The organism is Sphingobacterium sp. MYb382 (genome assembly GCF_037572665.1).
Taxonomy (GTDB): domain Bacteria; phylum Bacteroidota; class Bacteroidia; order Sphingobacteriales; family Sphingobacteriaceae; genus Sphingobacterium.
This window is the reverse complement of record NZ_JBBGZT010000028.1, coordinates 509,160-526,497: the sequence shown is the minus strand read 5'-3', so window position 1 is coordinate 526,497 and position 17,338 is coordinate 509,160. Positions and strand designations below refer to the sequence as shown.

Below are 17,338 nucleotides of genomic sequence, written 5' to 3'. Positions count from 1 at the left end.
AGGTATCCGTATTAATTAAGGTGAACAAAATGGTTAATATCTCCATGCGCCGCAGCTTGCAGCAACAGCGCTTGCCACACATTATTTTGGGCAATGGTCTGTTCAATCTCTGCCCGATTCAGGCTGTAAAGCGACTGCGTAAAATCAACCAAGTTGGTTAGACCTTGTGTATACAAAGTGCTATGTTGCTTAAAGGCGACAGTCGCGGCGTCTACCTGTACTTTGGATTCCTGCAAACTTTTATAAGCATTTTTCAGCTGCGCGTCGGCTAGGTGGAGCTGTGTCGAAAGCTCTTTTTGATAGCTTTGATAATCGGCCTGCAAAGCCTTACTTCTAAACTGCTGGCTTCTCGCTAGCGTTTCATAGCGAAACAAATTGCTGATGTTCCAGCTTAATGAAAAGCCTAATAGGTAATTGCTGCGATCAAGCCCTACACCTTTTAAGTAGTTCGTCGTATAGGCACCGCGGTCTTGAGCGTAGTTGGACGCAAAGCCCGAACCACGCCCTTGTACTACGCCAAACGCAGAAATACTAGGCATCTTACCGGACTTTAACAGGGCTTCTTTCTGGGTGCTCTCGTCCACTTTTTGCTGTTGGTATAACAGAAAAGGGTGCTCTGCGGCCAGCATAGTCGGATGCGCTAGCTCGGCAGGTACTTGTGTATGGTATAAGCTATCGAGGGTATAGGTCTTAAAATCATCATCGAGAAGAACCGACAATTGCTTAGCGAACTCCAGCTCTTTATCATTGGCTTTAATCTCCATGGAGCGCGCATGCGCCAATTCTGCTTTGGCGAGCTGTGCATCTACTTCTGGAATTAATCCGCTCTGCGCACGCGCCTCCGTCATCGACAAGAAAACATGTGCACGTTCCTTATTTTTCGTTTGCACCAGCTTTACTTGCTGGCTAGCGAGCAAATTAAGGTAAGCCGCAACCACCTTTACCTGATGCTGGAAAATAGCTTGTGCCAAATCGGCTTTAACGGTTTTCTCCCCTTGCTGGGCAAGCTGCACCTCATTTTTCAGTCGCCCGAAAGTGAACAGGTTCCAATTGACATTGGCAAAATATAAGGAGCCGAACGCTGCATTCCAGTTTTGTTCGGCCAAAGGCATAGACGAAGAAGCTACGCCCAACCCACCAAAACCATACTGAGGGCCGTGCAGCATGTTTACAGTTCCGAAACTCTGCTGTGCTCCTAAAGTAAGGTCGGGCAGGTATTGTTGCTTTTGGAAGTTTGTATTTTCGGCTGCAGCAGCAACCATAGCTTCCTTAGCTTTAATTTTATCATAGTGCGCGACAGCGCGTTGTAGGGCATCTTCCAGCTTGAGTACCTGCGCCGAACTGCTCGTCCACGCGAAATAACACAAAGCAAAAGATGCCATGAACTTAAATTTCATGGTATAACTATTTAAGATTAGACATTAACAAAGAGATAAAACCCAAAAGGGCAATATCATGCTATTGGCATCGTCTAAAATCAAATACGATAAACGCAGTTTAATATATAAAGCGGATTGCTCCCGACCGGAAGCTTTGTGGATAGGTAAAAAGAAGGGCGGTTAACGCCTGGCAGCATTAAAGCATCAAATACAGTCCCTAACGTTTCATTAGGAATACTAGCGCCCCAAAATTTCACAGAAAAGTCTACCGATGCCTGCTTCTTAAGACCCTCATCGAGTTTCACCAACTTGGGTTCGTATTGGCAACAACCTTTCTTTTTCTCCGTTAGGCTTTTTTCCTTTTGCTGACAAATCGGACAAGGTTTATCCGCATGCTGCTCCAGTGGAACCTGCGCATAAGTCCGTAGCTTCTCGCTTTTGCAAACATGCTCATAGCGCGTAAAGCCAAACGACAATACGAGATACAAGCAAGCCAATCCGAAAACGAGTAGTTTTTTCATAGTCAATATGCAAAACTAACGAAGTTTGAAAAGTCATTTTTATAGAATTACCAGAAATACTTACACAATTTCACGGAGAGCTTGTGCGCAGAGCAACGGCATAGCCTCCCTCCCTATTCCAAGCAAAAAAATATTTTCAAAAAAAATCAAACGCAACATTATTGCATTTATAAATAAAACCACTACATTTGCAACACAGTTGCATTTAATAAAAGAAAAGCGCTATGATACCAGAAACATACGAACAATGGTTTACGTGCATCACCATAGATTGCGAACTAAGCCTCAGCAAAGCCTTTGCTAAAGCCCGTTTATCGGTATATGAAGACCGAACGAACCCCGAAACACAGCGTTTTATAAAGCTTTACGGAGAAGCTCATTTACTTAACATTATTCACTGGTTCAAGCAGTATGACAACAATTAAAAAACTACCTGTAACCGTATTAAGCGGTTTCCTTGGCGCTGGAAAGACAACCCTACTTAACCATGTGCTACACAACAAAGAAGGCTTAAAAGTAGCCGTCATTGTGAACGATATGAGCGAGGTGAATATCGATGCTCGTTTGGTAGAGAACCAAAACACCCTCTCACGCACCGAAGAGAAACTTGTCGAGATGAGCAACGGTTGTATCTGCTGTACCCTTCGTGAAGACCTCATGCTAGAGGTGGAGAAGCTAGCGGCATCAAAACGATTTGATTACCTCCTGATTGAGAGTACAGGCATTAGCGAGCCTATTCCTGTTGCCCAAACATTCGCTTACGTAGATGAAGCTAGCGGCATTGACTTATCACGTTTTAGCTATATCGACACTATGGTGACTGTCGTTGATTGCTTCAACTTCTTCCGCGACTTTGCGACAAACGAGCGACTCGTCGATCGTGAACTAAGCGACATGGCAGGCGATGAGCGTACGATTGTCAACTTATTGACCGACCAAATTGAGTTTGCTAACGTGATTGTCTTAAACAAAACCGACTTAGTCGCTCCCAATACCATTGGTTTGTTAAGAGCCGCCTTGAGCAAGTTAAACCCAGGAGCCAAGATTGTAGAAAGTACCTTTGGGAAAGTGCCTGTGAAGGAGATTATGCACACCGGTCGGTTTGACTTTGAGGAGGCCGAATCGGGAGCTGGTTGGCAGAAAGAGCTCGAAGCAGAAAACCACAAGCCTGAAACGGAGGAATATGGTATCGGTTCGTTTGTCTTTCGGGATTCACGACCATTCCACCCCACCCGATTTATGGAATACCTGAATAACAGCTATCCATCAAATATTATCCGTGCTAAGGGGCTCTTTTGGTTGGCCTCACGTCCACAGGTAGCCATCAATTTCTCGCAGGCAGGCGGTTCATCACGTATTGAAAGTGCTGGTGTATGGTGGTCTAGTATGCCCGAAGACGAGCGTTTACAGTATCCTATTTATGTAGACAACAAGGCATTGATTAAGTCAAAATGGCATCCGCAATGGGGCGATCGTCAGAATGAAATCGTATTTATCGGCCAAGAACTCGATAAAGACAAAATTATAGCAGAACTAGAACGCTGCTTGCTACATGACGATGAGCAGGCCTTATATCACAAAAAAGTGCAATTTAAAGACCCATTTCCCACAAATATATAGTGTTTCCTTTAATCAGAGCGACAAGGCCTTCTTGTCGCTCTACTTCTGAAGGCTAATACTGAAGAAACAAGCTTGCGCCAAAAATAACAATCATCTGCCCAAGCTTATAGGCGGCGGACATAATAGATAATAAAGGCCGCAACAGCTACTATTATCACATCAAAAATAGAAACGCGTCGTTTTAATTTTCCAGCCGAGGGAGGGTCATTAGCTAATTTATCTGTATTCTCTTCCATAACTAAGTTTTTATCATGAATTGGTTAAATAGGCAACTTATGCCCAAGCTTAATTAGCTAAAATAAGAAATACAATACATAGATTGATCATATAAAGGCCATTTATCGGAGAATAAATCAAATTATTAGCTAAAATTCATTCTATTTCGATAAACTATAATGTATTAAAGTTGTGATAATAGGTAAACTATTGCTTATAAATTAATTGGAGTAGCATAGCTGGATATAATATAAATTAAAAAAAATGCAAAAAAAAACAAGCCACAACCAATGTCGCGACTCCCCTCCCTAAACAACAGTTCTCCTCCCCATTAGTAGAAGGGAGTAGATTATACTTATTTATAAACAAACGACATGCCAAGCCTTCGTCTGTTTTGTCTTTTTAATGTATTTTATTTAGTCTTCACCTTTATTTTTTAAGGCCATCAATAAGGTGTAAGCACCCTTTTGGACGAACTTTTTACCATGGAGGCCATCCGCATTAGTAATAGCCACCCAATGGCTTCCTTGTTTCCCGAGCTGCACCGGCAATAATTTAAACTTATTAGCTCCGAGCACTTCAAATACATAAGACTTACCTTCATAATTCAGTACAGATTCCTCGGGTAAACCCCATGCTTTGTCTGCCGGAATACGGATCTCCGCATTCATATACATGCCCGGAATAATCATCGCCCCAACACGGTCAAGCTGCACAAAAGCTTCGAGCGATCGATCGTCATTGATGGTCTTGCCTAGTCGAATAACTTTACCCGCATAGCGCTTGTCGGGGTCACTATTGCTGAAAGCTTCTACGACCTGCCCCACTTGTACGCGGCCCCAATCTTTTTCAAATACTTTGACAGCAAGGTAAACATCCTTTGGGTTCATCAATTCAAATAGCACATCCGAAGGAGTGACATATTTACCGAGGTTAACAAACATCTTGGCCACTACCCCATCAAATGGCGCATAGATAGGCGCTGTCTTGCGTATAGTATTTAAGGTGATGCTTTGCGGATCTATATGAATAAGCTGCAATTTGGACGCTAGTGCTTTCTGACTTATTAGCAATGTCTGATAGTCTGCCTGTGCCTGTAGTAATGCTTTATCACTACTGGCCTTATTGGCATTTAGTTCTTTCTGACGCGTATACGTTGCTTCGGCATTTTGCAATTGTGCGCTCGTCGTTAGGTAATCCTGCTGAAGCTGTATAAACTGATTGTCTTCGAGGAGCGCAATTACTTCCCCCTTTCGGAAGCTCATCCCGGGAACCAATTTTGTTTCTTTCAGAAAGCCTCCTAAAGCGGCACTTACCGACACTATATTTTGTGGAGGCAGCTCTATCTGCCCATTTACGGTCAACCTATTGCTTACAATTTGCTGTTCCAAGGTTGCTTCGGTAAGCTCAAACGTTTCCATTTGCTTGTCGGTAAGCACCACCTCTTCCGTGGCTGGTGTTTCCACCTGCTCTTCTTGGGTTACTTCTTTATTTTTGCAGCTCCACATATTGATAAGGAGCAATGCGATTAAACTATACTTTAAAATCATGATTTTATCTTTATAGGATGATGCTACAGAAGCATCTCCAGTCTTTATCTATTCTATGTATTACCCGTAACGTATTAGCTTTGCAGAAAATCAAGTTCTATCAGCCATTGATTTAGCTCCATCAGCAGATCAAAATATTCATTTTGAATTTGCAGCGCCTGATTATTGAGGACTACCCATTCGAGATAATTGATTTCTCCCTTTTCAAACTGTAGCTGTGCTGTTCGGGCAGCCTTCTCAGCCAAAGGCAGCTGATGGTCACGATAGTTTGCAACCATCCTTTCTTTAGTTTGCCATTGCTGCAAGGCCATATCCCGACGACTCGTCCACTGTATTTTCTGACTTTCATATTCCTGCTCGACGAGCAGCACCTGCTGCTGCTGAACACGAATTTGTGCCTTCTGCGCAGCCGAAAATAAAGGAATACCGATACCGACCTCAACGGCCGAAAAACGCTGCTTACCAATATCTCGGAAGCTCTGATTGAAATAGCCGACGGTCAGATTTGGGAGTAGCTTGGCCTTCTCGAGCTCTACACCCTGCGCTACTACAGCCAAATCTTTAGCAATCAGCTGGACGGCAGGATGCTGGTCAACAGCTCCCTTTGCAACAGATACAGCGGAATTAAAAACTAAACCACTGGCTACTGGCTCGTAGGCCACTTGGGCATTTAACAATAGCTGTAGTTGCATCTTAGCTAAGGTTATTTCATTATCTAGCCCCTTTTGTTGAACGGCAATTTGCTGCCTCTGGAGAGCCGCTGCAGTTTGCTCTAATAGGTTGCTTTCTCCTTTTTCAAGGCGCAAATCTGCTTTTTCGAGGAAAGAGGCATAGAGGCTATCTACCCGATTTAGCATTTTTTGCTTATCGCGCAGCACCAAAATGTAGTAGAAAAGCTCGGTTACTGTTTTTTTGACGGACAGCTTAGTGAGGTTTACCGCCATTACCGCAGCATCCCATTCCGCTTTACGCTGTTTTTTCTGCTTCGTGTAAACGGTAGGAAAATTCATCGACTGCGCTATGCCTACACGATTGTCGAAAATAGCACTATTCGTTTGTCCCATTTCGGCCGTTAAGGATGCTTGTGGCAGGTCAAAAGCCGTTGCTATCCGTGTTTCTTGATAGGCAGCCTGCAGTACCTTGCTCCGATTGGAGAGGTTATTTTTCTCGGCCATCAGCAAGGCTTCGTCCAATGAAATATGCTGTTGCGCCATAGCGGGTGTAGCTAGGCTAAATAAAATCGCGAGAACAGCTAGCTTTCGTTTTCCCTTAAAAGTAGGAAACTGTAGACAATCAAAAAGGATGTACAGCACCGGCAAGACAAACAAAGTTAGGAACGTCGCAATCATCAATCCTCCAATCACCACTGTTGCCAAAGGACGCTGAACTTCTGCGCCGGCACCATTACTCAATGCCATCGGCAGAAAGCCTAAAGAAGCCACAAAAGCGGTCATCAATACCGGTCGCAAACGCGTACGTGTGCCCGTCAGCACCACCTTAAACAAATCCGTTTCTCCATCTTTTTGTAGCCTCGTAAACTCGGCAATCAACACAATACCATTTAAAACGGCGACGCCGAATAAAGCGATAAAGCCTACGCCAGCACTGATGCTGAATGGCATGCCACGTAGTGCAAGGAAGAATATTCCCCCAATAGCCGACAAAGGAATGGCGCTATAGATGATTAAACTTTGTTTGACCGAATGGAAGGCAAAGAATAAAAGAATGAAAATAAGAACTAACGATAAAGGAACGGCAATAAGCAGACGTGCCTTCGCTTGGTTTAAGTTTTCGAAAGCACCACCATAGGTTACAGCATAACCCGGTGCAAGTTTCAATTTTCCGTCTACCTTTTGCTGCAATTCTTTAACGATACCTTGAACGTCACGCCCCCGCACATTGAAGCCGACGACAATCCGACGCTTGGTATCTTCACGTTGTATTTGCGCGGGTCCATTCTGGATGGTCACATCGGCAAGCTGATAGAGGGGCAACTGTGCCCCATTGGGTAGCGGAATAAGCAGGTTTCTAATATCCGTTATGTTCTCACGCTGGTCTTCATCTAGGCGGACGACCAGATCAAAGCGCTTTTCTCCTTCGTATATTTTGCCCGCACTCTGCCCTGCAAAAGCCATGTGCACCACACGATTTACGCTTGCCAAATCCAACTGATATTGGGCTATAGCGGCACGTTTATAATGAATAAGAATCTGCGGCATCCCGGTTATCGGTTCGATATACAGGTCTTCAGCACCATTTACGGTCTTAATAAGCTCTCCAAATTGCTGCGCATAATGAGCTAAACTATCGAGGTCTTCCCCAAATATTTTACATACCACATCTTGCCTTGCCCCTGTCATCAGCTCATTAAAGCGCATCTGTACAGGATATTGAAAACCAGTGCTTATTCCAGGCACTGCCTCGAGCGATTTGCTCATCTTGGCGGCCAGCTCTGGGAATGACTTCGCGGAGGTCCATTCTTTTTTATCTTTCAAGATCACCATCATGTCGCTAGCCTCCATTGGCATGGGGTCTGTTGGCACCTCGCCGCTACCAATCTTGGTGACGACTTTCTCAACTTCGGGATATTCGCTTTTCAAGATATGTGCTGCCTTTTGAGTGTAGTCAATGGTTGTTTGCAGGTTGCTACCTGTCAGCACCCGCGTATCGACGGCGAAATCACCTTCTTCCAGTGCAGGAATAAACTCGCCCCCTAGTTGGGATAAAATAAGAACAGCAGCGACAAAAAGTGTAGCAACAGTGGCCAACACCATTTTCGGAAAGTGAAGCACACGAGCCAGCAGCCGCTGATGCAGCCCTTCTAGGCGGTTCATCAAGCGGTCGGATAGCGTTTCTTTTGTTTTCGGTTTTTTGCTTAGCAGCAAAGCGCTCATCATCGGAATATAGGTAAGCGACAAAATAAAGGCGCCTACTAATGCAAAGGCCACCGTTTGAGCCATCGGCTTAAACATTTTCCCTTCAATGCCCGAAAGCGTAAAGATAGGCAGGTAAACGATGAGGATGATAATTTGGCCAAACACCGCACTATTTGCCATTTTTGTTGCCGACTGGCTTACTTTATTATCCATTTCATGCTGAGAAATGGCCGTTTTAGCAGTGACAACCTTTGCATGATGCAGCTGATGCAAGACGGCCTCCACGATGATAACGGCCCCATCGACAATAAGACCGAAATCTAAAGCGCCTAAGCTCATCAAGTTGCCACTAACGCCAAAGAGATTCATCATAATGATAGCAAACAGCATCGCCAGCGGAATAACGGATGCCACCAAGAAGCCTGCTCTGAAATTGCCTAAAAAAAGAACCAACACCAATACAACAATGAGGGCGCCTTCCATAAGGTTGGTCTCAATAGTGTGAATAGCATTATTCACCATTTTGCTACGGTCAAGAAAAGGCTCAATGACCACCCCTTCGGGTAATGACTTTTGGACGATCGCTACACGTTCTTTCACATTCTTAATAACCTCATTACTGTTTGCTCCTTTGAGCATCATGACCACAGCACCAGCAACCTCGCCATCATCATTATAGGTCATAGCGCCATAGCGCGTTGCATGCCCAATTTTTACGGTAGCGACTTCCTTGAGGCGTACAGGAATACCACTTGTTGTGGCGGAGATGGCTATATCTTCCATCTCTTCCGGATTGGTGAGTAGCCCTTCGCTACGTATAAATAAGGCTGTAGCTCCTTTTTCAATATAGGCGCCACCTGTATTTTGGTTGTTATTTTCTAAGGCACGAAACACATCGTCCATGGTCAGCTTAAAAGATTGCAGTTTATTGGCGTTGACAGCAATTTCGTATTGCTTTAGTTTACCGCCAAAGCTGCTGACCTCGGCTACGCCTTTCACGCCTAAGAGCTGGCGGCGTACGATCCAATCTTGGATGGTGCGCAAGGCGGTAGCATCATACTGGTCTTCATATCCTTTTTCTGGACGGACGACATATTGGTATATTTCGCCAAGGCCCGTAGATATGGGGCCAAGCTCTGGACTAGCGATGCCATCGGGAATGTCGTTTTGCACCACTTGCAGCCGTTCGGCTACCTGCTGCCGTGCCCAATAGACGTCTACATCGTCATCAAAAACAAGGGTTACTAAGGATAACCCAAATCGGGAGAAGCTTCTTATTTCGTGTAAGCCATTAATATTACTATTGGCTTGCTCGATTGGAAAAGTAACCAACCGTTCCATATCTGTTGCCCCCAAAGAAGGGGCCACAGTTATTATCTGTACTTGGTTATTTGTAATATCTGGCTGCGCATCAATGGGTAGCTTGGTTGCTTCATAAACACCAAGACAAATCAAGGCTAAAGTAAATAGCCCAACAATGAGTTTATTCCGTATGGAAAACTCAATTATAGCATGTAACATAAGTAGGAAATACCGTTAAAAAAAAGGACATAACTCATCACCTACACCTTAGAAAAGTATAGGAACATTTCGGTTTTGTAATCAACAACGCTGGTCATAGGCTCATGGTGAGCTATGGCTAGACATAGATGACGAAAACCTATACGTAAGAATTAGCTATTTCTTGGCGGTTGCCAAATGGACGATTGATAGTTGGAATCGATAAGGGTATCATCGACGAGTCTTATATTAAGATGGGTACCAATAGGGACCTTTGTTTTAGGAACATCTAGACGAAGCGGATTTACGGGGATAAAGCAGAAGCTGAGTACGGGGTTGTGCACCATGAAAGGGAGCTTCACATCTTGTGCATAATCGTCGTTGTGGGGATGGTCTTCAAGGTGATTTCCCTTGTAATGATGCATCAGGAACTGCGTGAAGGATAAGGTTCCATCATGCCCTTTATGCTCGAGATAGTGCACCACCAATACGGGTGATTTCAATAGCTGCGCCAATTCCGTTGTCGAAATCAGATATACTGATAAGAAAAATAAGGCGAGCAACTTTCTCATATATCCAAAACTACTAAAAAATAATTGGAGAATGATTCTAAATATCTCCGTGTTATGCAGCTTAGGTTTTCATATTTTGCACCATCTGGAAAAACCAAGAGTGGGCACCGCTGGAATACATTTGGTTTTTCGTTACTGGTTTGCTACTAGTCCCATATTTGAGGCCTTTCAAGTCCTAGCGTCCGCAAATATGAAAGCATCTGTCCGGTATGGACTGACTCGTGGTATGCTATCCGTTGCAAATAATCGCCAAGTAGCCTTCGTTGTCCTTTCTCGGAGCGAACTATTTCAATTGTTGAAAAATCAGTTGGACTAAACTCATTTATTGTCTCTATAAATGTTTTTCTAAAAGGTTCAGCAAAGTCTAGTTCTGCTTGCAGGTTCGTATAAGTTCTGTTGGCCCAAGGAGAAACATAGTCCCCTAAATCTCCTCTTTTGTTAACTATTACATGAAATAAGTGTTCACCCTCTAAAACGTGCCTTACCATTTCAAGGCAATTCATCGCGTTATTGTCCGGCCGCCAGAAATAATTTTTTGGTGTAATTCCCATCCAAAGTTTTATACTTCGTCTTCTGATTTCTTCAAAGTTCAGGATAATTATTTCGTTGTGCGTCATATTCTGTTTTAACTAGTTATTATAATTTTATTCTTCGGAATCATTTATTACCATCAACCCCAGCCTCAAATATACACAACATTACTTGGTGCATATGAATGGATGACTTCATCCCCAGAACTCATATTTTTAACATAGAGAATTAGGGCCTGAATTACTAGTTTTAAATAGGCGGAAAAAAGATTGAAGTTTAACGAAGCAAAGATTGCCTTTGCAATCAAGCTATTCATAAGGTTCCGTCATGCCCTTTATGCTCGAGATAGTGTACCAGCAATACGGGGGATTTCAATAGCTGCACCAACTCCGTTATCGAAAAATCAGCTATACTGATAAAAAAAGGCGAGCAACTTTCTCATATATCCATAACTACTAAAAAATAATGGGAGAATGATACTAAATATCGCTACGTTATGCAGCTTGGTTTTCCAGATATTGCACTATCTAGAAAAGCGCTAGGGATTGGAGCGACTGTTTGAGCTCTTTGGTCTGCGCAGAGCGCAAAGGCCAAAAGCGAGTGCGGAAAGCCCGACGCTTGGGGCGTAATCAAAAACGCCCTAAGCGGAGCGCCCAAAAAGATATCAGCTACGAAAAGCTCGGGTTACCTTAAAAAAAAGAAATGCACGAGCTTCACAGCGGGTGCATTTCAAGGACTTATTATAATAGTTAGTTAAATAAGCTTAGTTAATTATGTTTACTTTTTGGCGTGTGACTTCACATTTTTGTTGCTAATCACGGCACGCTTCGACAAACAATAAGGAACAATTAAGTCTCCTGTAGCATTGTCAAAAGCAGCTTCCGAACAGATGTCGTCGGCTTCTGTAAACATGGTGTATTCGATGGCTAAAGGAATAATTTCATTGCCTTGCCCACCAGGCAATGGAATCGGTGTTCCATTTTCATCGAGTTCCTCAATTAAACCATTCTTGGTTGGAGCAACGACCTTGAATTTAATTTCGTAGGTAGTGCCTCCGCCCGTGCCTCCAGCATTGGCTGGAAGACGTAAATTTTCAATAGATATCATTCCTGCCTCTATCTCTATCTGCCCTACTCCTAAAGCACTTGGAACAACAAGACTATTAGGCACTAGCGCAAATTCTTCATTAAAGTTGAATGAAATGCCAGTTGCCGAGTACGCTAGGTTGTTCGGATTGCGAACAGAAACGGTAACTTCAATTTCATTGTCTTCTTTATAACACGCCGGAGATGCCGCAGCCTCGACAACGATATATTCCTGACGATCATTCTGCCCAGTTGCATGTGTCGCTGTTGGCGAGCAAGTTGGATTCAGACGATCACAGCTTTGCAATGTATGTGTAACCGCTGGGTTTAAAATCGACTTATAAGAAATGGCTGCCTGATTTTGATAGATGCCTGCTGTTGCACTTTCTGCAAAACGTGCTGAGGCCCTAAATGTCAAGGTCTGCCCACCAGGAATCACGAGATTATTAATATCCAATGTTTTTGTCCCTCCATATTCGTTGGTATTCAAGTCTTCGCCTGATGGTAGTCCCTCGGCAGGCATGGACACCGACTCGGGCACCCATATCATCCCTTCAGGCAATACATCTTTAAACACACCAGTGGTCGGCGCACAGTTTGTGTTCACAATGCGGAAGGTATACTCTACCGTTTCACAAAGCTGGACATCCGTAGGTCCTTGTTTCGTAAAGATTAATCCATCCTCATTCTGCTCTGGCAATGGCGGTATACATAGGAAATCGATAGGTCCCAATCCGATGCGTTGTCTAACATTAGCGCGCCTCGAGCTCGCTTTATGCTTGATAACGATAGACTTTACGGGATAATCAAAGTCTACCTGTAGCTTTCCTCGATTATTGTTGTAACCACTTCCACGTTTTATCGCATTGGCTTTAAATCCTTGAATTTTATAGGAGCTTCTTTTTTCATCCCATTTATAAGACAAGCGCGGAAGCGTTTTCGTTCCGGTGTTTATAGCGCCTGGATTTTCTGTAATATCTTCACAAAGGCCATAGATTTCCACTTCGTCATAGCTCAACATGCGATAATCTATCTCAAACAGTTCGAAGCTCGCTGTTGCGGCCGAGGACGCCACGATGGTCGTCGTCATAACGGCGTTAGGACTAGCACTGCGTCTATACATCTGTAGGGACTTTCCACTTGAAGCACGTGGGTACCAACGGTATAGATTTAGCCCTGGGTCTGTTGTCACACCGATCGTTGCCGAAAATTCAGCATCGGCTGCAATAGTCTGTGTTGGCCCTCCCTTTCTATTCCATGTTTTACTGGTAAAGGCTATCTTTTTAACGCCTTGAATATCGCATTCTTCACAACCTGCCCCTGGCACTAACTTGTAGCCAAAGCTGACATAGGTATTTTTATTAGTTACTAAGTAGTTGAACTCTTGTTCACCATTCACATGGGTTCCAGGAATCATCTGTTTCCATCTTAAACCTGTGTTGGCACCGTTCACGTGTATATCTTCGTAATTGTCGGACACCAACATATACAATTGGTACTCCTTTCCGGCATAATGGAAGCCAGATCCGGGTATACCGTCGATATCTGGCGAATTGGCAATACGTATCGTTACGGCTTGTGATGGCATGTTATTACCAATTGCCGTTTTATTTAATAACCATACTCGGTTGATCCGGGAATCCATTTCACCACAGACAGCATCATTTCCGAGAAAACTGGTCTCTCCAAAATTTTGATCATGCCCCCAGAATATAGAACTTAGGTTGGGCAACAAACCACGTTCACCTTGTCCTTCTCCCTCATGGCCTTTGACGCTAACCGTCATAATTGCTCCGGGGCCTGATGATTTAGCTTTGTTATTAAACGATTCCGAAATTTCGTCATTCACCAACCCTGCTACGTTGGTATGAAATTTATTATAAGGAGCGGTGTTTCCTGGCCACATCATCCGATTAGGGTCATCATTAGGCCCTCTGCCAATAGAGAACAAATAATCGTAGTTGCGCGTTTTATCGGCACGCGAAACATCCAGGGTGATACCATACTTAACCGCTAGGTATGCCTGCACTTGTTCTTTTTCTACTGGCGTCAAAGCCCTTTCGTAGTAAATGATTTCGGAGATAATTACTTGAAATTGTCCCGACCCATAACTAGCTCCACCGATTGTTCCTCCTTTAGCCATTTTAAAATCACCAAATGTGTTTGCACCATTTGGGCTTAAAGGGTCTACCCATCCCCCAAAATCAAAGGTCACACGAGCTGGACCGCCTGTCGTTCCTTTATGGGTATGGATCATCGATAAGGCCGTTGCTCCCATTTGGAATCCCTCGGCATTGACCCCAGATGTATTGCCGTTTCCTCCGTCGATATTTGTAGAACCATTACGAATACGTCCACCATTCTCGCGAGGCGAGAACCCCATTGCGGGAGCTCTAGAGGAGCTACTGGCACTATTAGCACCCCCAAATCCATGAGTGTACAGACGTATCTGATCCAAAGGTGTCCGTGTTTGATTATAAACAACAAAAGAGGTAAAATCTTCTGGAGCATCTACAGACATCGGTCCTTGTGCAATTGCTAAACCAGAATATTGCTCTTCAAAATTAACCGTGGAATTGAAATTCATCCGACTATCATTAGGAATTAATTTTGGACGTTTTTTATTATTTGTTGTTAACGTGCTGTATGTATAATTATTACCAAAATCAGACTGATCCATCCATTCGTTTACCTCGTTTGTACCGGCTGCTGTTTCCACACCGTCGCCACCACGAAGCCATAGGCGTAGATTTCTATCAACACCTCCCGGGCCACTTGATTGGTAGGCAAAGGTGACATACTCGCCATCCTTAATATCAATATCTTTCACAAATCTGCCATATTCTTCACCGATGTTGTACGCTTTAGTTGTAGCAATAGGAAACGTAGGATCGGCAGATACTAGAACGACATCGGCAACGGAGGCATGAATGTATAAATTGACACGTATACTACCGGTGATCTTTGCTTTATAGATTTTACTTTCAATTTTATTTACATCTTTATGAAGTACTGTACCATTACCTTCGAAAACGTCTCCTTTACTATAAAAATAGGAATCGGAACCATCTTTATCATTAGCTCCTAGTATGAAAAAGGTTTCATCGTCCATCACCCCTTTATTATTGGCGTTTGACTCTTCTAATGTTTCTCCGACAAAAAGACTTAGCGCTCTCTTTCCGGGGTTACCAGACTGCTTTTGATAGAGGGAGCTGTTGTGATCTCTACCGACACCAAAAATCTCATAGCTATAAGCGGCATTATTACTTTCTGCACGGTCCCATAATAACTTTCCGGAGCTCGAAATATAATTACCTTCGGCAAGGGTATAAGAATATTTAAGCGCTAGATATGTTTGTATCTTCTGCAAATTTGCAAGAGGTACAATAGCGGTATTGGGCGATTTATAAACAATAATCTCCTGAATATCGCCATAAAACCAAAATGTATTTCCTGAAGCCGTAGTAGCTGTCGTACCAATAGACGCTAATATATTGGAACTCTGCTCTGTTAAACCAACGTTCTTTCTATCGACTTCTTTTCCATTAAACATTAAGATACCGGGCGACGATGAGATTCGGTTTTCCCGAACTATAGTACCGATACCGCCCGTCGTCATACCTACAGGGCTTGTCTGTGTCACCCCGCTTCCTCCCCCAGCAGTGGTTGCCCATAATCCATTTGCAGCGGTGCTCCATCCTACATTTGTTGCTCCTCCCATTTGGAACACCGTACCTAATGTCATGTCAGATTCCTCAGGCCTACTTACCCAGAAGGTATAATATGCCGAATTTCTATCTACAGGAAAACTACGTTCTGACACTAATTTAGTAACCCTGTCATCGTTATTTTCACGATAAGGGAAAGAAACTGCCGACTGATAATTATTAGATACCTGCGTGAATACAGGTGTTATAGCAGCACCTTGTGGAACAAATGATATCTTGCCATGCACATCCGTCCATTGGCGTACATTTTCTCCTTCTGCCGGAATATCGCCCGACAATTGGTCTGCGGCAAGCCATAGCGCAAGCTCTAAGCCATCTCCACCTCCTGGCGAAGCTAGGAATGCTGCGAAGGATATGAAATCATTATCATTCACCACAACCCCTACCGCTACATCATCGGCATTCAAAGTATAGGCTCGTGTTGTAGCCGGATTAAAACTATTGTCTGCTGAAACCAATACATAACGTGCTTGCTGGTAGTGCGACTTTATATTCACTGTAGCTGAAGCAGCATTTGTTAGTTTGACAGTATGAATTTCCTTTTGTCTTATATTTAGCTGACTAGGCAGCGTTACTCCATTTTGAAAGGTCGTACCTACAGGATGAATATATTCATCATAGCCATCAGCATTATTAGAACCGAACATATAAAAAACTTTATTTGTTGGCCACTGATAGGTATTTTCACTGTTTAACGCTGGTAGACTACTCCCCATGAACACGGTCATAAAAGACTTATCTGCACTTCGAGCCTGTTTTTGGTTTATACCTAAAACATCATCGCGTCCAATAGCGATGATACGATTTCCATAGGATGCTGCTTCATGCGATGCTTGTGTTCCCCAAAGTAGGACAGCGTCGGAATTCGTATACCTACGTCCTGCTAACGTTTCTCCATATTTTATTGCCAGATAGGAATGAATTTGTTGTAAAACAGCTGGATTTATAGGGGTATTCTGCGGAGCAGATAGGACAATAATTTCCTGAATCTCTCCATAGAATGGATAAGTCGTTCCATCGGTTGAATTCCCAATAACAGCCTTATAATTTCCGCCCGCTGACATCACGTTATTGCCTGATGTCACCGTGTTTATTGCTCCATTATGATAGAGCTGACGTGTTCCCCCATTGATATTGGGTCGTATAGAGGTGGCTATACCATGATCTTTATTTAAAGTTGTATTCTGGATAACATTTGTATACGTCCGTGTTGTATTCCAAGGGCCTAAAGTAGCTGAGCTACCAGATTTATACCATCCATCATACTCGCTACGTCCTGCTCCGAAAGAAAAAACTGTTGCTCGTGTTGTACCTACTGCTGAAGCATCAACTTTAGATACATAAAAAACATAATACGATTGATTTGCGGTGTTATAACTAAAGTTGGTCTGTGAAATAAGCTTCACATTGGTACTTCCCTTGAACTCCAATGCAGCATTATAATTCTGTCCTCCTTTACGCAGTACTGGTCTAGCATTGGTTCCGTTGTTTACAAAATTATAAACACCATTTCTATCGACCCAACTTGCTACTGAGGCTCCGTCGGCCGGCAATGTTGAGGTCGTTCCGTCTAACTTATCGGCCGATAACCAAAGCTCTAATTTCATATTGCCTATAGGCACACCTCCAGGCATATTTTGTGCCGATGCTGGAGGGGCTATGATCATGCCAATCAGCACGAAATATAGGCTTATAAAAAACTTAACTTTTATCTTAAAATTCATTACAATTTACTTTTCTAATAAGGTGTCCTCCCCTAG

At 43.4% G+C, this 17,338-nt stretch carries 10 protein-coding genes; 2 read left to right on the top strand and 8 right to left on the bottom strand.

Annotated elements, in window-relative coordinates; translation table 11 throughout:
* Nucleotides 1-11: 11 nt before the first annotated feature.
* Together WH223_RS16840 and WH223_RS16835 are read right to left on the bottom strand one after the other, a co-directional pair.
* A complete protein-coding gene (locus WH223_RS16840; RefSeq protein ID WP_340048969.1) occupies nt 12-1,397 on the bottom strand; it encodes a TolC family protein in 1,386 nt (461 codons plus the stop codon).
* A gap of 80 nt (nt 1,398-1,477) precedes the next feature.
* Nucleotides 1,478-1,900 (bottom strand): HYC_CC_PP family protein, encoded by a 423-nt coding sequence (locus WH223_RS16835; protein WP_340048968.1) that lies wholly within the window; start codon nt 1,898-1,900, stop codon nt 1,478-1,480.
* A 224-nt stretch (nt 1,901-2,124) separates the two neighbouring features.
* Between WH223_RS16835 and WH223_RS16830 the strand changes: the two genes are divergently transcribed.
* Both WH223_RS16830 and WH223_RS16825 read left to right on the top strand, forming a co-directional pair.
* On the top strand, nt 2,125-2,325 hold the full coding sequence (locus tag WH223_RS16830) for a hypothetical protein (protein ID WP_340048966.1): 201 nt from the start codon (nt 2,125-2,127) through the stop codon (nt 2,323-2,325).
* Nucleotides 2,312-3,520: a GTP-binding protein gene (locus WH223_RS16825; RefSeq protein ID WP_340048965.1), complete on the top strand. Its 1,209-nt coding sequence runs from the start codon at nt 2,312-2,314 to the stop codon at nt 3,518-3,520. Before WH223_RS16830 ends, WH223_RS16825 begins: the two co-directional genes overlap by 14 nt.
* A 104-nt stretch (nt 3,521-3,624) precedes the next feature.
* On the opposite strand, the gene WH223_RS16820 is transcribed toward WH223_RS16825, so the two are convergent.
* The 6 genes from WH223_RS16820 to WH223_RS16795 form a co-directional block, all read right to left on the bottom strand.
* Nucleotides 3,625-3,756: a hypothetical protein gene (locus WH223_RS16820; protein ID WP_340048964.1), complete on the bottom strand. Its 132-nt coding sequence runs from the start codon at nt 3,754-3,756 to the stop codon at nt 3,625-3,627.
* 396 nt (nt 3,757-4,152) lie between these two features.
* Complete coding sequence (locus WH223_RS16815) at nt 4,153-5,286, bottom strand: efflux RND transporter periplasmic adaptor subunit (RefSeq protein ID WP_340048963.1); 1,134 nt, start codon at nt 5,284-5,286, stop codon at nt 4,153-4,155.
* A 74-nt stretch (nt 5,287-5,360) separates the two neighbouring features.
* Nucleotides 5,361-9,683, bottom strand: a complete 4,323-nt coding sequence (locus WH223_RS16810) for a CusA/CzcA family heavy metal efflux RND transporter (protein ID WP_340048962.1) — start codon at nt 9,681-9,683, stop codon at nt 5,361-5,363.
* A 152-nt stretch (nt 9,684-9,835) separates the two neighbouring features.
* Entirely contained in the window at nt 9,836-10,234 is a 399-nt protein-coding gene (locus WH223_RS16805; RefSeq protein ID WP_340048960.1) for a hypothetical protein, read from the bottom strand.
* Nucleotides 10,235-10,380: 146 nt separating this feature from the next.
* Nucleotides 10,381-10,851, bottom strand: coding sequence for a DinB family protein (locus tag WH223_RS16800; RefSeq protein WP_340048958.1), 471 nt, complete (start codon nt 10,849-10,851; stop codon nt 10,381-10,383).
* Between the two features lie 691 nt (nt 10,852-11,542).
* Nucleotides 11,543-17,302 (bottom strand): hypothetical protein, encoded by a 5,760-nt coding sequence (locus WH223_RS16795; protein ID WP_340048957.1) that lies wholly within the window; start codon nt 17,300-17,302, stop codon nt 11,543-11,545.
* Nucleotides 17,303-17,338: the final 36 nt, after the last annotated feature.